This is a genomic window from Segatella copri (assembly GCF_002224675.1).
Classification (GTDB): Bacteria; Bacteroidota; Bacteroidia; order Bacteroidales; family Bacteroidaceae; genus Prevotella; species Prevotella copri_U.
This window is the reverse complement of the sequence record NZ_NMPZ01000009.1, coordinates 78,322-95,550: the sequence shown is the minus strand read 5'-3', so window position 1 is coordinate 95,550 and position 17,229 is coordinate 78,322. Positions and strand designations below refer to the sequence as shown.

The window sequence follows — 17,229 nt, the reverse complement described above, 5'->3', positions numbered from 1 at the left end:
TTGCAAAGTTACGGCTTTTATGTGAAACTACCAAACTAAACTCCGTAAAACCATAAAAAGACTACTTATTTGTTGGTACATTGAAAGCAAAGCCTTTCAATCTGATACCAACTTCTAAGTATAAAAAATGTGAAAATCACAATTTCTAGGTATTGTACAAATTCTAAATAAGCTATACCTTTGCAGCCCGATAAAAGGAATAGATATGAAAAAAGGAATAGATATGAGAAAAGGATTAGGAAAAATTAGAAAGATTAAAAAGAAATACATCTTCCTGGCCTTATTGGCTGTGATTGTTCTGGGAGGTTTGGCGAAGGCTTACTCTGCCTGGGTGGGTACTACCCGCATCGCTTTCCTCAACTATCAGGCTATTGCGCTGGGACAGATTTCGCATGCCAACGACAATGCGATGATCAAACTGAGTGAAATCACGACCGATGATTTCGATCATCTGGATGATTACGATATGATTATCGTGAATGGTATGGGCCTCCGAATCGACGAGAACCAGCGCAAGCAGTTGGAAGAGGCTTCCTACAAGGTGCCAACCCTGACTCATGCAGCTACCAACCCAGCCAACAATATCGTATCTGTAGATAACTTCGATGCCGATTATCTGATGCAGTACATCGAGAACGGCGGCAAGAAGAACTATCAGAGTATGCTCGCTTACATCCGCAAGTTTATCGACGGAAAGAAGTTCATGGCTCCAGAGCCGGAACGTGTGAATGAGCGACCAGACTATCTCCTGACTCATTTCGACCCGAAGGATGAAAAGGGCGATGAACTGGGCTTCAACAGCATCCGCGAGTACAATGCCTTCCTGGCAAAGAACGGTTTATATAAAGAAGGTGCTCCTACCATCATGCTTACTGGTTTCATGGGTGCGGCTCCTGATATGGAGAAGGCTTTCGAGAAGAAGGGATTCATGGTGTATCGCATCAATAAGCTTCAGAGCTTTATCGCCGGTCATTATGCCGACAGCATCCAGGCGAATGCCGTAGTGAATATGGCGCATGGCAGACTGGGCGATTACTTCGTTGAGTTCCTGAAGCAGAAGAATATTCCACTATTCTCACCCCTTAATATCAACCGCTTGACCACCGATTGGGAGAACGACAAGCAGGGAATGAACGGCGGTTTCATGTCGCAGAGCATCGTGACTCCGGAGATTGATGGTGCCATCCGTCCATACGTGGTTTTCGGTCAGCGCATCAACAAGGAGGGCTTGCAGGAGGTTTACGGCATCCCAGACAGAATGGAGAGTTTCGTAGAGAGCGTGCAGGGCTATGTGAATCTGAAGAACAAGAAGAACAGCAGCAAGCGCATCGCCATCTTCTACTTCAAGGGTCCGGGTCAGAATGCACTTACTGCTTCGGGAATGGAAGTGGTTCCATCGCTCTACAATCTCCTGGTTCGCTTGAAGAATGAAGGATATAATGTAGGCAAGTTGCCAGCCAATCCTCAGGAACTGGCAAAGATGATCCAGGCTCAGGGTGCCGTCTTCGGAACCTATGCCGAGGGTGCCTATACCCAATTCCTCCAGTCTGGACATCCTGCCCTGGTTACCGCCCAGCAGTTTGCCGGATGGACCCAGAAGGCTTTGTCTAAGAAGATGGTCAAGGAGATGAACCAGCTCTATGGTTCCTTCCCTGGCAAATATATGGCTACCGATGATGGTAAGTTGGCGGTGGCAAGACTGCAGTTTGGTAATGTGGCTCTGCTTCCACAGGTGATGGCAGGTGTGGGAGGCGACTCCTTCAAGATTGTGCATGGCACCGACCAGGCACCTCCTTACACTTATGTTGCCTCTTATCTTTGGGCTCGTTATGGTTTCAGTGCCGATGCACTCATCCATTTCGGAACCCACGGTTCGCTGGAATATACTCCGAGAAAGCAGGTGGCACTCGGCAGCAACGACTGGAGTGACCGATTGATTGGTGTGGTTCCACATCTTTATATATATACTATCGGCAATGTGGGCGAGGCGATGATTGCCAAGCGCCGCACCTATGCCCAGACCCAGAGCTATCTCACTCCTCCTTTCAAGGAGAGCGAATTGCGACAGACCTACAAGCAGTTGAGTGATGCCATCCAGTCATACGAGAAGAAGGCATCTGCCGAACAGTCGCTGAAAGTGAAGGCGCTGACCGTGAAGATGGGAATCGCCCGAGAACTGGGGCTCGATGCCAAGCAGATGAACAAGCCTTATTCTGCAGATGAAATTGCGAGAGTAGAGAATTTTGCAGAAGAGTTGGCAAACGAGAAGATTACCGGCAAGCTCTATACTCTGGGTGTGCCATACGATAACGATGATATCCGCACCAGTGTCTATGCGATGGCTACAGATCCTATTGCCTACGGAATGTTGGCTGTAGATAAGCTGAAAGGTCGTGCTCAGGAGGGTGTGGAGAAGCATAAGCAGCTTTTCGACCGTCTCTATCTGAGCAAGGCACGCAATACCGTGACCCAGCTTCTGGGTTCAGCCTCGGTTTCAGATGAATACATCTGCCGTTATGTAGGAATCACTCCTGCCGAACTCCAGATGGCACGTAAGGTTGAAGCGATGCAGGCAGCTCCGGATCCTATCCAGATGATGATGCAGATGGCAGACCAGATGGGTGGAGCGAAGGAGACGAAGCCAAAGAAGGTAGATCACCGTACGGTAAGCGAGCTCCGTGCTGCCAAGGTTTCTCATAAGAAAAAGATTCCGCAGATGAGTCGTGAGGCTTTTGAGAAGATGGAGCAGACCGGTCACTTCCCTGACAAGATGATGGAAGCCATCAAGAAGGGCCAGAAATGGTATCAGGAGGATCTGAAGAAGGCGAAGATGGCGAAAGCCGGCAAGGCTTCTCAGACCGGAAAAAAATCTAAAGATAAGGGTATGATGATGTCGAAGGCACCAAAATATACCCGTCAGCAGATTCATCTGGCTCAGGCGATTACTACCGTAGAGCATGCCTTGCAGAATGTGGGCAAGTATTCGGAGGCGCTCCGTCAGAGTCCGCTCAACGAGATGTCTTCTCTGATGAATGCCCTGAATGGCGGCTTTACCGCTCCATCTCCAGGTGGTGATCTGATTGTGAATCCGAACACCCTGCCTACCGGTAGGAATCTCTTCTCCATCAATGTGGAGAATACACCTTCGGAGGATGCCTGGGAGAAGGCGAAGGAACTTTGCGACAATACCATCAAGATGTATTGTGAGCGACATAAGGGTGAATATCCTCGTAAGGTGAGCTACACGCTCTGGAGTAGCGAGTTTATCGAAACAGAGGGTGCTACCATTGCTCAGATTCTCTATATGCTCGGTGTAGAACCGGTAAGAGATGCTTTCGGTCGTGTTACCGATCTGCGTCTCATCCCATCCAAGCAGTTGGGCCGTCCCCGCATCGATGTCGTGGTTCAGACTTCCGGTCAGCTCCGCGACCTGGCAGCATCCCGTCTCTTCCTCATCAACAAGGCGATAGAGATGGCAGCAAATGCCAAGGGTGACAAGTACGACAACCTGGTGAAAGCTGGTGTTACCGAATCGGAACGAGTGCTTGTAGAGAAGGGCATGTCGCCAAAGGAGGCACGCGAGGTAAGTATGTATCGAGTGTTTGGTGGCGTAAACGGCAACTATGGCACCGGAATCCAGGAGATGGTAACCGCAGGCGACCGCTGGGATAAGGAGAGTCAGATTGCCGAGGTCTATATGAACAATATGGGTGCCTACTACGGTGATGAGAAGAACTGGGAGACCGTGCGCAAGGCTGCTTTCGAGGCAGCATTGACCCGTACCGATGTGGTAGTTCAGCCACGACAGAGCAACACTTGGGGTGCCTTGAGTCTCGACCATGTATATGAATTCATGGGAGGTATGAACCTCGCTGTGCGCAACGTAACCGGTAAGGATCCGGATGCTTATCTCGCCGACTATCGCAACCATAGCAATATGAGAATGCAGGAGGTGAAGGAGGCTATCGGCATCGAGGGCAGAACCACCATCTTCAATCCAGCCTATATCAAGGAGAAGATGAAGGGTGGAGCCAGCAGTGCCAGCACATTCGCAGAAATCGTAACCAATACCTACGGCTGGAATGTGATGAAGCCTAAGGCTATCGACAAGGAGATGTGGGACGAGATATATAATGTATATGTCAAGGACAAGTACCATCTCGGAACCAAGGAGTTCTTCGACAAGCAGAATCCGGCTGCGCTGATGGAGATGACCGCCGTGATGATGGAGAGTGCCCGCAAGGGAATGTGGAAGGCTACTCCTCAGCAGCTCAAGGACATTGCCAAGCTTCATACCGAGACCGTGAACAAGTATAAGCCTTCATGCTCCGGTTTCGTCTGCGACAATGCCAAGCTGCGCAACTATATCGCCAGCAAGACCGATGCTGCTTCTGCCAAGGAATATCAGCAGAATGTAGAACAGATCCGCGATGCTGAGGCTGCGAAGAACAGCAGCGACAAGGGTATGGTGATGAAGAAGGAGACGCTGAATGAGGATGCCCAGAAGACCACCACAGTGGTGAGCGGCATCGTAGTAGGTGTCATTGTCATCGTTGCTTTCGTGATGCTCGCTATCCTGATTCGCAGAAGAAGAAAGAATATGATAGAATAGTAAAGGGGATAACATATCCCCCTAAACTAAATAGTATAATATTAATAGTGGAGACATTAGTTTTAGTAATGATGATATTGGTTTGCTTCAGTTTTGTGCTGAAGCAGACCTTCCACGGAGTGAAGGAGATTATGATCATCTCGGTGCTCGTAGCCTTCTTCGTGGGAATGACCTGGCCATTTGCCATCGAGCAATCGAAGACGCAGATTGCGGCCTGGATAGCCGACCAGAAGCTGATGCTCGATATGGCGGTGCTGCTGAGTATCGACGTGGCACTCACGATGCTTTTCTGTGTGCACCACGTAGATGTGAAGACTTCAGAACATGTGAGTCGCCGCAAATGGATGTTCTTCATCTTCCTGAAGTACTTCCCTGGTTTGCTGGTTTTCCCAGTGCTGTTCAGTGTTCTGGTGATGACCATCTTCCTGCTTCCCGGCGTATCGTTCCAGGTAGTGGCATGGGTGCTTGCCGTAGTGCTGCTGATCTTGATACCGGTATTCACCTATGGCTTGAGATGGCTTTTGCCGGAGCGACCAATCCGCTTGGAACTGCTCTTCCTGGTAGAGGTGCTGCTCGGATTGATGGGCATCATCGGTACGGTGAATGGCAGGACAGCCGTGGCAGGCTTCAACAGTTTCGATGCCCTCTCGCTTCTCGGCGTCATCGCCATCGTCATCGTGGGAATGGCGATAGGATGGGCAATTTACAATTATCAAATTAAAAAATATAGAGTATAATGAATTACATATCAGACGTATTGTTTTGGATTTCCACAGGCATGCTAGTTCCTGTGATTATTTTGTTGATTTTCTTCTTCCTCAGAGCCTTGCTGCTCCTCGGAGGTTTCTTCGGACAGTATCTTGTAAAGCGCAAGTCGGGTGCGGAGATTCGTGAACAGATGAACACCCTGACGCTCGATAATATCGATACCCTGGGCGATCGCTTGCCGAAGAACAAGCAGGCTGTCATCGTTTCCTATATGAAGAAACTCGTGGATAACCGCCAGAGCAAGGCGCAGGTGAACCGCATCCTCGACCAGTATGCCCAGTTTGTTGAAAAGGATCTTTCTCTTCCATCTACTCTTCTGAAGATGGGTCCGATGCTCGGTTTGATGGGTACCTTGATTCCGATGGGTCCAGCTCTGGTTGGTCTTTCTACCGGTGATATTGCTTCGATGGCTTACAATATGCAGGTGGCTTTCGCTACCACCGTAGTGGGATTGTTCTCTGCAGCCATCGGTTTTGTAACCAAGCAGACCAAGAACCGCTGGTACACTGAGGATATGAGCAACCTCGAGTTTATGGCAGACCTGATTGATGAGAAAAAGTAACTCCTTAACATCTTGAAAAGAATATGAGACAAAGACGTAGAAGTCGTCTCTCGCATGATGGCGAGGATGATGATCCGATGAGCGTAGTGAGCAACCTCTTCGATGTGGCGATGGTATTTGCCCTCGCCCTGATGGTAGCCCTCGTTTCGCGCTATAATATGACGGAAATGTTCAGCAAGGATAACTTTACGATGGTGAAGAACCCTGGCAAGGAGAATATGGAAATCATTACCAAGGATGGACAGAAGATCAATCGCTATACTCCTTCTGAAGACCAGAGCAAGAAATCTGGCAACAAGGGAAAGAAGGTGGGCATCGCTTACCAGCTGGAGAATGGTGAAATCATCTATGTTCCGGAAGATAAATAAGCGGGGATTGCAAATCCCCTCAAACAGAAAATATTATTGTAACTAAATAAAAAAGAAAAGAAAAATGAAAAAGTTTAAGACAATGATGGCCATGATGTTGGCTTTGGTTTCTATGTGTGTAGCATTCAGCTCTTGCAGCAGTGATGATGATGATACAGTGGCAGCTGCCAAGGAGATTGCTGGTACATACACCGGCAGCCTGGATATGACCGTAATGGGTCAGGCTTCTACATACGAGAATCTTACCATGAAGATTGAGGCGGTAGATGATGCTACAGTCAAGGTTACATTGCCAGCTTGCGGAGAGGGTATGATGGCTCTTCCTGCTCTGGAGGTTCCTGCTGTAAAGGTTTCCGGTTCTAACGGTGCTTATGCATTCGCTCAGGAGAACTATGCAGGTACTATTACCGTGAATGGTGCAGAGAAGAAGTACACTGTTACTTTGCAGGGTACATTGAAGGACAAAACCCTGACCGTCAACTATTCTGTGCAGTATGGCAAGATGCCTATGCCAATGATTGGTAAGTTTGTTTGTACAAAATAAGAAGATTGTTTCAGGATAAGCTTTGATATAACTCGATGAAACAAAAGATATTCGCACTATTCCTAATCCTTTGCGGATTGTGCCTGAATCTGAAAGCCGAAACCCAGGGCGATGTCGTGGGTAGAGTGCTCGATGATTCGGGCGCACCTCTGGTGGGTGCTACCGTCCAGATGGTGAATGCCAAGGGAGGGGTAACAACTGATGAAGACGGATATTTCCGCATTCCTTACAGCAAGGAGGGAGCGGTGAGAGTGAAGGTGAGCTTTGTGGGCTATCAGACTCAGACTTTCGTACTGAAAGCGGATGAGAGAAAAGGTGAGCAGCATGTCCTTCGTCTTCAACCGGATGCTACAGCCCTCGATCAGGTGGTGGTTACCGCTACCCGAACTCCGAAGGCGCTGAAGGATGCTCCTGTGGTAACCCGTCTGATTACCGCCAATGATATCAAGATAGCTGATGCTACCAATATCCAGGACCTCCTCACCGAGCAGATGCCGGGTCTGGAATTCGGCTATGCCATGAATCAGGAGACTTCTCTCAACATGAATGGTTTCGGTGGAAACGCCGTGCTCTTCCTTGTAGATGGCGAGCGATTGGCTGGCGAAACCATGGATAACGTAGATTACAGCAGATTGAATCTGGATAATGTGGGACGTATCGAGATTGTGAAAGGTGCTGCTTCGGCGCTCTATGGCGCCAGTGCCGTAGCTGGAGTCATCAACATCATCTCCCGTGAAAACAGCGAACCTTGGACTGCCAATGTCAATACCCGCTACAACGACTTCAACAAGGAGTGGCGTCACGGCGGAAGCTTCAGCTTCAATGCCGGAAAGTGGAATTCGCAGACCAGCATCCAGCGCACCACATCAGATGAGGTGCAGCTCACCAGTCCTTTCGATACAGAATCCAACATCCTCCATATCTATGGTGGCGAGACCTTCAATGTGAAGGAGCGACTTACCTACAAGCTCTCTAACAAGGTGAAGCTGATTGGTCGTGGCGGCTATTTCAATCGTATCAGTAATCGCAGCAACTACGATGACCACTATAAGGATTATTCTGCCGGACTGAAGACCGTGATGAATCTCTCGGAGAATGATAATCTGGAGATTTCTTACGGCTTTGACCAGTATGACAAGGCCCGATTCGTGAACAAAGAGCGCACTCACGATCACGATTATACCAATCGTCAGAACACCGTCCGTGCCCTCTATTCCCATATCTTCGGCAAGAACACATTGACGGCAGGTGCTGATTTTCTGAACGATTATCTCACCACCTATCAGTTTGCCAACAATGGTTCCAAGACTCAGAACTCATACGATGCCTTCGCCCAGTTCGATTACAATCCTTTGCAGTGGTTGAACATCGTGGCAAGTCTTCGTCATGATTACTTCTCTGCATCCAGCCAGCATGCCACCACCAGTCGTCTGGCTCTGATGACCAAGTGGAAGGGCTTTTCCATCCGTGCCAACTATGCCGGCGGATTCCGTGCCCCAACCCTCAAGGAGATGTATATGAACTTTGATATGGCAGGCATGCAGATGATTTACGGTAATCCGGATTTGAAGCCGGAGAAGAGCGACAACTTCAACCTGGCGCTGGAGCATACCGGCAGGGTGAAGAATGCTGGTTTCTTGACCGGTCAGTATAGTCTTACCCTGATGGGCTATTATAATAAGTATGATAAGCGCATCACTACCGAGGATTATGCCGATTATACCCCGGGAACCGGTCAGCCGGATGTGGCTTCCCGTTATTGCAACGAGGATGGAGTAGAGGTGAGCGGCATCGACTTCAGTGCCCAGTACCGTTCGGATATGGGACTAGGTGTGAAACTCGACTACAGCTATCTCCATATGGGTGGCAGAAGTGTAGATTCCCAGTTCTCCCAGCCTCGTCCTCATACCGCCACCTGGCGTCTCGACTACGATCGCCAGCTCTGTTCGTTCTATCGCATCAATGCCGCTCTGTCAGGCAGATACCTGTCCTCTCCAGATACGAACATCGAGAAGCATGACAGCTGTTATCAGTTGTGGAAGTTCACGCTTCAGCAGCGATTTCTGGATGCCGTCAATCTGAACTTCACGGTAGATAATCTCTTCGATTATACACCAGAGAAGTATTATTGGAGTTCGGCGATGACCACCGGTCGCACTTTCTCTGTGGGACTTTCGGTTGACATCGACCGTATCGTGAATCTCTTCTAGAAACCGCCATCTGGCAGTTTCCAGACCCAAAATAGGTTAAAAAAGCCATAGTGAAGGATGCTTTTCTTCAAATTATGCCGTACTTTCGGTATAAAATCGTAATTTTGCAGTGATTTAAAACCTATTCATTCAAAATTATGATACGAAGAATCATTCTAACTATGGCTTTTTTGGCTAGCCTTTCATTATCAGCCAAGGATGTGAACATGGGCAGTTGGCAGATTGTTCCATTGCCTCAGCAAGTCAAGGAGATGAGCAGTGCTCCTTTCCGCATCACAGCCAAAACTACAATCTATTATGCTGCTGGAGATGAGAAGCAGAAGAAGGACGCCGAGTTCCTGGCATCTCATATCAAGGAGGTAACCGGTATCGAGGTAAAGACTACTGACAAGCAGGCGAAGGGTCAGATTCGTCTGGCGCTGAATGCTGGCGATACCCAGTCTGAGGCTTATTCTCTGGTGGTCAACAAGAATGGCATCACCATTTCAGCCACCTCTCATGTAGGTATCTTCTATGGTATCCAGAGTGTGATGAAGGCATTGCCTATCACCAAGAATGTGAAGAGCGTTTCTCTTCCTGCTGCCGAGGTTACCGATGCTCCCCGCTTTGCTTATCGTGCATTCATGATTGATGTGGGCCGTCATTATTTTAGCGTACCTTATCTCAAGAAGTTGATTGATGTCTTTGCGATGCACAACATCAATTATTTCCACTGGCATCTTACCGAGGATCAGGGCTGGCGTCTTGAAATCAAGAAGTATCCGATGCTTACCCAGATTGGGTCCAAGCGCAAGGAGACTATCCTGCCAACCAACAAGAACGAGTTTGATGGCGTTCCCGTATCAGGTTATTATACCCAGGAAGAAGCACGCGAAATCGTGAAGTATGCTGCCGACAGATACATCACCGTGATTCCGGAGGTGGATATGCCGGGCCACATGCTGGCAGCCCTGGCATCTTATCCAGAGTTGGGCTGTACCGGTGGTCCTTACGAGGTAGCTACCCGTTTTGGTGTTTTCGAGGATGTGTTGTGTGCTGGCAAGGCTCAGACCCTCCAGTTTGCCAAGGACGTGATGGATGAAATCATGGATATTTTCCCATCAGAGTATATTCATATTGGTGGCGATGAGTGCCCAAAGAACCGCTGGAAGGTTTGCGAGAACTGCCAGAAGAAGATTGCAGAGCTCGGCATCCAGGAGCTTCCTAAGCACAGCAAGGAAGAGCAGCTCCAGACTTGGTTTATGGGTGAGATAGAGAAGCAGATCAGAAACCGTGGCAGAAAGATGATGGGTTGGGATGAGATTCTGGAAGGAACTCCATCCAAGGACATCACCGTTTGCGGTTGGACCAGTGTGAATGCCAGCATCCGTTCAGCCCGTGAAGGTCATCCAACCATCGTGGCACCTATTTCGAATTTCTATTTCAGCAATCCTCGCATCAACAAGATAGAGGGTATTCCTAGCATCCAGCGGGTATATGATCTGGATCCTTGCTCTGATAAGTTGACTCCTGCCGAGCAGCAGAACATCATCGGTGCCGAGGGTTGTATCTGGACCGAGTGGGTAAAGGATGCCAAGAAGATGGAGTGGGAGCTGTTGCCAAGACTTGCCGCCCTTTCTGAGGTGCAGTGGACTGCCAAGGATAAGCGCAACCTGGAGAACTTCTTCTCAAGACTGCTCCACATGCAGGATCTCTACCGCCTCTACGGCTTGAATTACAAGGCTGATATCGAGGATGCCGTGAAGAAGCATCTGGAAGAAAAGAAGTGATATTTGTAGATAACTCCGCCCTAACTCCCCTTTCGTGGTTGTTTAGGGCGGAGTTCTTGTATTTTAATGTCCGTTTTCAAAACTGATACTGTCCCCATGAGATAGGGGGAAGGTCGGTGAAAAACGTTGAAAAATCGCCTAGAAATATCTCTTCCTCATTTTCTTCAAGAAATCCTTGGTGATAGGGAAGCCGGAGGCATCACCTATTACGGAGTCGGTATAACAGAAGGGACATTCGGCTGTAGGCGGCTCATCAGGGAGGTAATCCGTGATTTCGGATGGCGAGAAGATTTTTCCGCAGAAGAAACAGCCGCACTTTTCAGATTTTTCTATCTGTTCCTTGTTGCTGAAGCAGCAATCGTGAGCCTGGCGGAAGATCCTGTCTTTCTCCTCCTCTTCTTTCTGCTTCTTCTCAGCCTTCTCCAGATAACCCTTGAATCGTCTCTGAAGATAGAGCGGCACATGATAGTGAGGGGCGAAGACATACAGCGACGGAACGTGGTCGTGGTATTCGTAGCCGGGACCATCTATCACGGTATAGCTGTCATCCGTCTCATCATATGGCAGTTTATCCAATCCCCTTTTATCCTTGGCAGCCTGGTTTCTCTCCCAGATCCATTCGGTGGTAAGCGGAGTTCCGACAACGATGGCAAGTTTTACCTCATCGCCACGATATACTTCCACGATGTCACCTTTCTGGAATCTAATCTGTTCAGCGTTTCTGCCTCGGAAGGTCTCGTCAGGATGACGGTCGTATGCAGGCAAATCGCAGACTCCGGGATAGTAGATGCTGAAACGCGAACAGCAGTAAGACCGGTCAATCAGTTTTCCCTCACCGTCATACACTCTTTCAGAAAGACATTCGCGGTCGTAGTGCAACAGTCCCAGCGGAATCTCCGAGATATAATAGCAGAAGGTATCCAGCGGATAGTCGTCTTCCTCCTTCATCTTTTTGCGGTACTGGACATCCTGGTGCATCAGTCTCTCTGCCTCCTCCAAAGTTGTGGTGAAGGCTTGCGGACAATAGGTGTTCACCTTGTATTTCGGATAATGTGAACGCTTTTTCTCCTCCAGCTCTTCTATTTCTAAAACTTCGAGCTTGAAGATGGCAGGAACATCCCGATGCTGTGGATGCTCAGCCAATTGCTTGAATTCTTCGTATGTCATGGGATAATTGTCTTAAAAAATCGTGAAAGTCAATCTGTGGTCTAAGTTCAGGGAGACAACCTTCAGAGTCTTTGCCTTCTTGATTGTTAAGATTCCTTTTGCTGATAGTTTTATGAATTTTCAGTTTTCTCATGTCCGACTTGCCGTTAGCTTTATGGTCCTCCCAAGGCTTGGGATATGCATGTCTTTTTTTGTATCTCGTGCCATCGCAGTTCTGGATAAAGATTTCCAATACTAATCCACCCATTTGACAATCATGCGGAATGTTGACGGCACGGCGCAGAATGTCGCTTTCGTAGAAGATGCTGCCATCCTTCTTGCAGAGCAGCATATCCACATGGTCTGGCATTTCCATGTCAGAGCCAGGCTCAGAGACCTGCGGATTGAAATCTGCAAACTCCTTTTTGACATACTCATAGATAATGTTGGACAGTTTTTCCACATCGATACCTGCGTAATGCTCGTAGTTATAACTGATAGTGCATAAAGACATTTTTGCTGCCATATTCTTCCCTTTCCTTTGTTTGTTAAAGTGATATTTCAATACTCATCTCGAAGTTTTCGGGCTTGATTTTCATGATGTCTTCCACCGTGAAGATGGAGAGATAGTTGAAATAATGGCTGAAAGCCCAGTTGAGCGAAACATGACTTTTTCTATTTCGTCGAGGAGATGTATCGATACCCGAAGCGTTTTGTCGATAGTGGAAGAAGTGAGCTCTTTCAGGTGGTCGTTGAGCATGAAGATATGCTCAAGTTCTTCCTTGGAGAAAGGTTTGAGCGTACCTTCCTCGTTAATCTCTCGCTTCTTCCAACTCTCAGCATATCGCTGTTCGTACATTTCCAGTCTCTTCTTTTCTTTCTCTGTCATAATTACTCTGTTTTGGTGATACCTTATATAATATAGTAATCTTGGGAGAAAATTTCAAAAAAATGCTGATATTTTTTGAAATACCAGCATTCGTTTCGGCATTCTCTGAATTTCCCAACAAGAGGAGTGAGGCTATTTATTTACAATCACAAGTGAATAATTAAATCATAAAATGTAATTTCAAAACTGATACTGCCCCTATGAGATAGGAATCATTCTTTAAAATCAGTTAAAAAGTGGGTGCTTCTTTATAAAATGTGTGGGAAAGTAGCAGGATTCCCTCATAAAATGTGTATATTTGCAGTGTTATTCCCTCATAAAATGTGGGTAAAAGAGTGATTATTCCCTCATAAAATGTGATTTAAAGATATGGATTATGGAAAGATTAGCTATCGATGAACTTCTGAAATGGAAGAATAAACAATATCGGAAACCTCTTATTATAGAGGGTGCCAGACAGGTGGGAAAGACTTGGCTGGTGAAGGAGTTTGCCCGCCAGAATTACAAGCAGCTGGCGTATGTGAACTTTGAAGAGATGAAGATCCTGCAGAATCTCTTTGAACAGGACTTCAATATCCCTAGAATTCTTACAGCTATTGGGGCTGCAACGAATGTAACCTGCACAGAGGGCGAAACGCTGATATTCCTGGATGAGATTCAGGCTGCTCCTCATGCTGTTACTTCTCTGAAATATTTTGCAGAGAATGCGACGGGCTATCATGTCATAGCGGCTGGTTCTCTTCTGGGTATCGAACTGCATCAGGGGGAATCTTTTCCTGTGGGTAAGGTGGAATTTCTCTCTCTCTATCCAATGAACTTTATCGAGTTCGTGATGGCTATGGGGGAGAAGAATCTGGCGCAGCTGCTGCAAACGAAAGATTGGAATATGGTAACGATGTTTGCTCCCAAGTTTCAGGAACTCTTAAAGTATTATTACTATGTGGGAGGCATGCCTGAAGCTGTATTAAGCTTTAGTCAGAATCGTGATTGGAAAGAGGCGAGAACCATACAGAAGGATATTCTGAGCAGTTATCAGAGAGATATGTCGAAGCATGCTCCATCTGAGATTATTCCCCGTATTACTGATTTGTGGAAATCCTTGCCAGCCCAGTTGAGTAAGGAGAACAGAAAGTTTATCTATGGAGTGGTGCGTGAGGGAGCAAGAGCCCGGGAATATGAGTTGGCCTTGCAGTGGCTGCTGGATGCCGGACTGATATATAAGGTTTATAATGTGAAAGCTCCCCGACTGCCACTTGCCAGTTATGAAGACCGGGCGGCCTTCAAGATTTTCGTCCTGGATGTCGGGCTTCTAGGTGCGATGTCTAATCTCAAGGCAGCGACAATAGTGGACGGCAACAGTATTTTTACCGAGTTTAAAGGGGCGTTGACGGAACAGTATGTTTTGCAGCAGCTCGTTCTCAGGTATGAACCGTATTATTATGCCAAGACCAACAGTACTCAGGAGATTGATTTTCTGCTCCAGGATGAGGAGGATGAGATTGTTCCGCTGGAGGTGAAAGCCGAGACGAATGTCAAGGCAAAGAGCCTGCGCCAGTTTGTTGCAGACAACCGGTCAAAGAAGGCCTATCGCATCTCCATGAATGATTATCAGCAGGGAGATTGGGTTACAAACGTACCGCTCTATGCGGTAAATGGTCTCGAATTTTAGCGATAGTACCGCCCTAACTATATAAAAATAGGTAGTTAGGGCGGTGTTATCGCACTTTTTAATGTCCGTTTTCAAAACTGATACTGTCCCTATGAGACATTGTCTTATTTGGTTTTAATGGAGTTTCAGAAAATGTAAATCCCCAATCTGTTGAACTTTACAGATTGGGGATTTCTCAAGTTTATACATTATACTCCTAGGATAGGCGTGAATTTGGAATTTTTGGTAAAATTCAACAGAAAGTTAACAAAAAGTTTGGTAAAGTGAAAATAAAAGCATATTTTTGCAGATTAAATAAGTACATAACATTAAAAACAAGAAGATTATGGCAATAGAAATTAAAACAATACCTGTCCTTCATGGTGAGGCAGCAGCTCGTTTCGTTGAAGCAGCTGATGAGGCATTGGAAAAGCGTGGCTCCATTGACTTCTCCAAGCAAGTAGCCAAGGCACGTGCTATATTAAAACGTTCAAAACTGTACATTTAAAATGTTAGAGCAATGTGATTTTATGTATGCCTATCAGTTGCTTGGAAAATCATATTGTTTTGTTAAACCAGATACATCTGAAATAGTCTGCGCATTTACAGTCGCTAATTCGAGTGTAAAAGTAGATTCACTTCCTTCAAACCTTCGGAATAAGCTTAATAGAAAGATTCCGAATGCCAAGCGAAGACCGCAGTATCCAGCAGTGTTGGTTGGACAGTTGGCAGTAAGCGATTTATTCAGTGGACATCATGTGGGAGACGAATTGTTGGATTTCATCAAATCATGGTTTATAGACCCACTGAATAAGACTGGATGCCGGTATGTCATTGTTGATGCTGTCAACCATCCGAAAGTGTTCGAATATTATCAACGAAATGGTTTCAAATTTCTGTTTTTGTCAGATAAGGAGGAATGGACGTTCTTGCACAATAAAGGTCTAGAACCTACAACTCCTGTTGAGCCGATGAAAACACGGCTGATGTATTTTGATTTGATTTATCTCCGTACAAAATAACAAATAAAAGATAATAAGCCCCTCTGGCGCGCCGAAAGGCTGCATACTAGAGGGGCATTACTTATTTTAGGCAGTTTACTTTGTGCTTTTGCGGTAAACGGTATTTTAATGTCCGTTTTCAAAACTGATACTGCCCCCATGAGATAGGGGGCAGCTCGGTGAAAAACGTTGAAAAATCGCCTAGAAATATCTCTTCCTCATTTTCTTCAAGAAATCCTTGGTGATAGGGAAGCCGGAGGCATCACCTATTACGGAGTCGGTATAACAGAAGGGACATTCGGCTGTAGGCGGCTCATCAGGGAGGTAATCCGTGATTTCGGATGGCGAGAAGATTTCGCCGCAGAAGAAACAGCCGCACTTTTCAGATTTTTCTATTTGTTCCTTGTTGCTGAAGCAGCAATCGTGAGCCTGGCGGAAGATCCTGTCTTTCTCCTCCTCTTCTTTCTGCTTTTTCTCAGCCTTTTCCAAATACCCCTTGAATCGTCTCTGAAGATAGAGCGGCACATGATAGTGAGGGGCGAAGACATACAGCGACGGAACGTGGTCGTGGTATTCGTAGCCGGGACCATCTATCACGGTATAGCTGTCGTCCGTTTCATCGTATGGCAGTTCATCCAATCCCCTTTTATCCTTGGCAGCCTGGTTTCTCTCCCAGATCCATTCGGTGGTAAGCGGAGTTCCGACAACGATGGCAAGTTTCACCTCATCGCCACGATATACTTCTACGATGTCACCCTTCTTGAATCTGATCTGTTCAGCGCTTCTGCCTCGGAAGGTCTCGTCAGGATGACGGTCGTATGCTGGCGAATCGCAGACTCCGGGATAGTAGATGCTGAAACGCGAACAGCAGTAAGACCGGTCGATCAGTTTTCCCTCACCGTCATACACTCTTTCAGAAAGACATTCGCGGTCGTAGTGCAACAGTCCCAGCGGAATCTCCGAGATATAATAGCAGAAGGTATCCAGCGGATAGTCGTCTTCCTCCTTCATCTTTTTGCGGTACTGGACATCCTGGTGCATCAGTCTCTCTGCCTCCTCCAAAGTAGTGGTGAAGGCTTGCGGACAATAGGTGTTCACCTTGTATTTCGGATAGTGTGAACGCTTTTTCTCCTCCAGCTCTTCCGTTTCTAAAACTTCGAGCTTGAAGATGGCAGGAACATCCCGATGCTGTGGATGTTCAGCCAATTGCTTGAATTCTTCGTATGTCATAGGATGTTTATTTTAAGAATTGGTGTGTCTTCTTGTATTTTGTACCATCACAGTTGGTGATGTCGATTTCCATGACCAGTCCTTCCAGCTGAAAGTCGAGCGGGATGTTGATGGCACGTCTTTGGATATCCATTTCGTAGAAGATACTTCCGTCCTTTTTGCAAAGCACGATGTCCAGATAGTCTGGCATATCAGGTATAGTTCCAGGCTCTGACATTTGTGGTCGAAACTCTCCAAACGCTTCCTTCACATACTCGAATAGTCCCCGAGTATATTTTTCGATATCCACCCCTACATATCGAGTATAGGTGTATTTGATGATACATAAAGACATTTTATTTGCCATTTTATTCTTTCTTTTTGGTTATACCTTTATAATATAGTAATATGAAGGGAAAATTTCAAAAATAAGCGCCAATATTTTTTTTAAAAGTATTGGCGCTTGATTATTGAATTAGCGTCTGTTAGAAAAGAGGGCTACT

The 17,229-nt window shown here is 46.8% G+C and carries 15 protein-coding genes; 10 read left to right on the top strand and 5 right to left on the bottom strand.

The window, feature by feature from the left end; translation table 11 throughout:
* Nucleotides 1-223: 223 nt before the first annotated feature.
* From CFT61_RS07310 to CFT61_RS07280, 7 genes are all read left to right on the top strand, one after another.
* Nucleotides 224-4,612, top strand: coding sequence for a cobaltochelatase subunit CobN (locus CFT61_RS07310; protein ID WP_089543851.1), 4,389 nt, complete (start codon nt 224-226; stop codon nt 4,610-4,612).
* Between the two features lie 47 nt (nt 4,613-4,659).
* On the top strand, nt 4,660-5,349 hold the full coding sequence (locus CFT61_RS07305) for a hypothetical protein (protein ID WP_176425537.1): 690 nt from the start codon (nt 4,660-4,662) through the stop codon (nt 5,347-5,349).
* Entirely contained in the window at nt 5,349-5,942 is a 594-nt protein-coding gene (locus CFT61_RS07300; RefSeq protein WP_089543797.1) for a MotA/TolQ/ExbB proton channel family protein, read from the top strand. Before CFT61_RS07305 ends, CFT61_RS07300 begins: the two co-directional genes overlap by 1 nt.
* 23 nt (nt 5,943-5,965) lie before the next feature.
* Nucleotides 5,966-6,310 carry a DUF2149 domain-containing protein gene (locus CFT61_RS07295; RefSeq protein WP_089543796.1) on the top strand — a complete coding sequence of 115 codons (345 nt, stop codon included), beginning with the start codon at nt 5,966-5,968 and terminating at the stop codon, nt 6,308-6,310.
* A 64-nt stretch (nt 6,311-6,374) separates the two neighbouring features.
* Entirely contained in the window at nt 6,375-6,854 is a 480-nt protein-coding gene (locus CFT61_RS07290) for a calycin-like domain-containing protein (RefSeq protein WP_089543795.1), read from the top strand.
* 35 nt (nt 6,855-6,889) lie between these two features.
* Nucleotides 6,890-9,064 (top strand): TonB-dependent receptor, encoded by a 2,175-nt coding sequence (locus CFT61_RS07285; protein WP_089543794.1) that lies wholly within the window; start codon nt 6,890-6,892, stop codon nt 9,062-9,064.
* 137 nt (nt 9,065-9,201) lie between these two features.
* Nucleotides 9,202-10,833: a beta-N-acetylhexosaminidase gene (locus tag CFT61_RS07280; RefSeq protein ID WP_089543793.1), complete on the top strand. Its 1,632-nt coding sequence runs from the start codon at nt 9,202-9,204 to the stop codon at nt 10,831-10,833.
* A 138-nt stretch (nt 10,834-10,971) separates the two neighbouring features.
* Here CFT61_RS07280 and CFT61_RS17250 read toward each other — a convergent pair whose 3' ends face one another.
* The 3 genes from CFT61_RS17250 to CFT61_RS07260 all read right to left on the bottom strand — a co-directional run bounded on the left by CFT61_RS17250 (nt 10,972) and on the right by CFT61_RS07260 (nt 12,868).
* A complete protein-coding gene (locus CFT61_RS17250) occupies nt 10,972-12,000 on the bottom strand; it encodes a hypothetical protein (RefSeq protein ID WP_254918904.1) in 1,029 nt (342 codons plus the stop codon).
* Entirely contained in the window at nt 11,969-12,505 is a 537-nt protein-coding gene (locus CFT61_RS16930) for a hypothetical protein (protein ID WP_176425536.1), read from the bottom strand. The genes CFT61_RS17250 and CFT61_RS16930 overlap by 32 nt, the downstream gene beginning before the upstream one ends.
* A 69-nt stretch (nt 12,506-12,574) precedes the next feature.
* The gene (locus CFT61_RS07260; protein ID WP_089543792.1) at nt 12,575-12,868 is read right to left on the bottom strand and encodes a hypothetical protein; all 294 of its coding nucleotides are present in this window, start codon (nt 12,866-12,868) and stop codon (nt 12,575-12,577) included.
* A 376-nt stretch (nt 12,869-13,244) separates the two neighbouring features.
* On the opposite strand from CFT61_RS07260, the gene CFT61_RS07255 reads away from it, so the two are divergent.
* The 3 genes from CFT61_RS07255 to CFT61_RS07250 all read left to right on the top strand — a co-directional run bounded on the left by CFT61_RS07255 (nt 13,245) and on the right by CFT61_RS07250 (nt 15,538).
* Nucleotides 13,245-14,537 (top strand): ATP-binding protein, encoded by a 1,293-nt coding sequence (locus CFT61_RS07255; protein ID WP_089543791.1) that lies wholly within the window; start codon nt 13,245-13,247, stop codon nt 14,535-14,537.
* A gap of 325 nt (nt 14,538-14,862) precedes the next feature.
* Entirely contained in the window at nt 14,863-15,024 is a 162-nt protein-coding gene (locus tag CFT61_RS16925; protein WP_171479883.1) for a hypothetical protein, read from the top strand.
* Nucleotide 15,025: 1 nt separating this feature from the next.
* On the top strand, nt 15,026-15,538 hold the full coding sequence (locus CFT61_RS07250) for an N-acetyltransferase (RefSeq protein WP_254918903.1): 513 nt from the start codon (nt 15,026-15,028) through the stop codon (nt 15,536-15,538).
* 180 nt (nt 15,539-15,718) lie between these two features.
* On the opposite strand, the gene CFT61_RS17245 is transcribed toward CFT61_RS07250, so the two are convergent.
* On the bottom strand, nt 15,719-16,747 hold the full coding sequence (locus CFT61_RS17245; RefSeq protein WP_254918902.1) for a hypothetical protein: 1,029 nt from the start codon (nt 16,745-16,747) through the stop codon (nt 15,719-15,721).
* Nucleotides 16,748-16,754: 7 nt separating this feature from the next.
* A complete protein-coding gene (locus tag CFT61_RS07235; RefSeq protein WP_006849431.1) occupies nt 16,755-17,093 on the bottom strand; it encodes a hypothetical protein in 339 nt (112 codons plus the stop codon).
* Nucleotides 17,094-17,229 lie beyond the last annotated feature (136 nt).

Bases quoted from the DNA above. Each gene is read 5' to 3' on its own strand.
- CFT61_RS07290 (WP_089543795.1), top strand. From the start codon at position 6,375: ATGAAAAAGTTTAAGACAATGATGGCCATGATGTTGGCTTTGGTTTCT.
- CFT61_RS16925 (WP_171479883.1), top strand. From the start codon at position 14,863: ATGGCAATAGAAATTAAAACAATACCTGTCCTTCATGGTGAGGCAGCA.
- CFT61_RS16930 (WP_176425536.1), bottom strand. From the start codon at position 12,505: ATGGCAGCAAAAATGTCTTTATGCACTATCAGTTATAACTACGAGCAT.
- CFT61_RS07260 (WP_089543792.1), bottom strand. From the start codon at position 12,868: ATGACAGAGAAAGAAAAGAAGAGACTGGAAATGTACGAACAGCGATAT.
- CFT61_RS07250 (WP_254918903.1), top strand. From the start codon at position 15,026: ATGTTAGAGCAATGTGATTTTATGTATGCCTATCAGTTGCTTGGAAAA.
- CFT61_RS17250 (WP_254918904.1), bottom strand. From the start codon at position 12,000: ATGACATACGAAGAATTCAAGCAATTGGCTGAGCATCCACAGCATCGG.
- CFT61_RS07300 (WP_089543797.1), top strand. From the start codon at position 5,349: ATGAATTACATATCAGACGTATTGTTTTGGATTTCCACAGGCATGCTA.
- CFT61_RS07255 (WP_089543791.1), top strand. From the start codon at position 13,245: ATGGAAAGATTAGCTATCGATGAACTTCTGAAATGGAAGAATAAACAA.
- CFT61_RS07235 (WP_006849431.1), bottom strand. From the start codon at position 17,093: ATGGCAAATAAAATGTCTTTATGTATCATCAAATACACCTATACTCGA.
- CFT61_RS07280 (WP_089543793.1), top strand. From the start codon at position 9,202: ATGATACGAAGAATCATTCTAACTATGGCTTTTTTGGCTAGCCTTTCA.
- CFT61_RS07295 (WP_089543796.1), top strand. From the start codon at position 5,966: ATGAGACAAAGACGTAGAAGTCGTCTCTCGCATGATGGCGAGGATGAT.
- CFT61_RS07310 (WP_089543851.1), top strand. From the start codon at position 224: ATGAGAAAAGGATTAGGAAAAATTAGAAAGATTAAAAAGAAATACATC.
- CFT61_RS07285 (WP_089543794.1), top strand. From the start codon at position 6,890: ATGAAACAAAAGATATTCGCACTATTCCTAATCCTTTGCGGATTGTGC.
- CFT61_RS17245 (WP_254918902.1), bottom strand. From the start codon at position 16,747: ATGACATACGAAGAATTCAAGCAATTGGCTGAACATCCACAGCATCGG.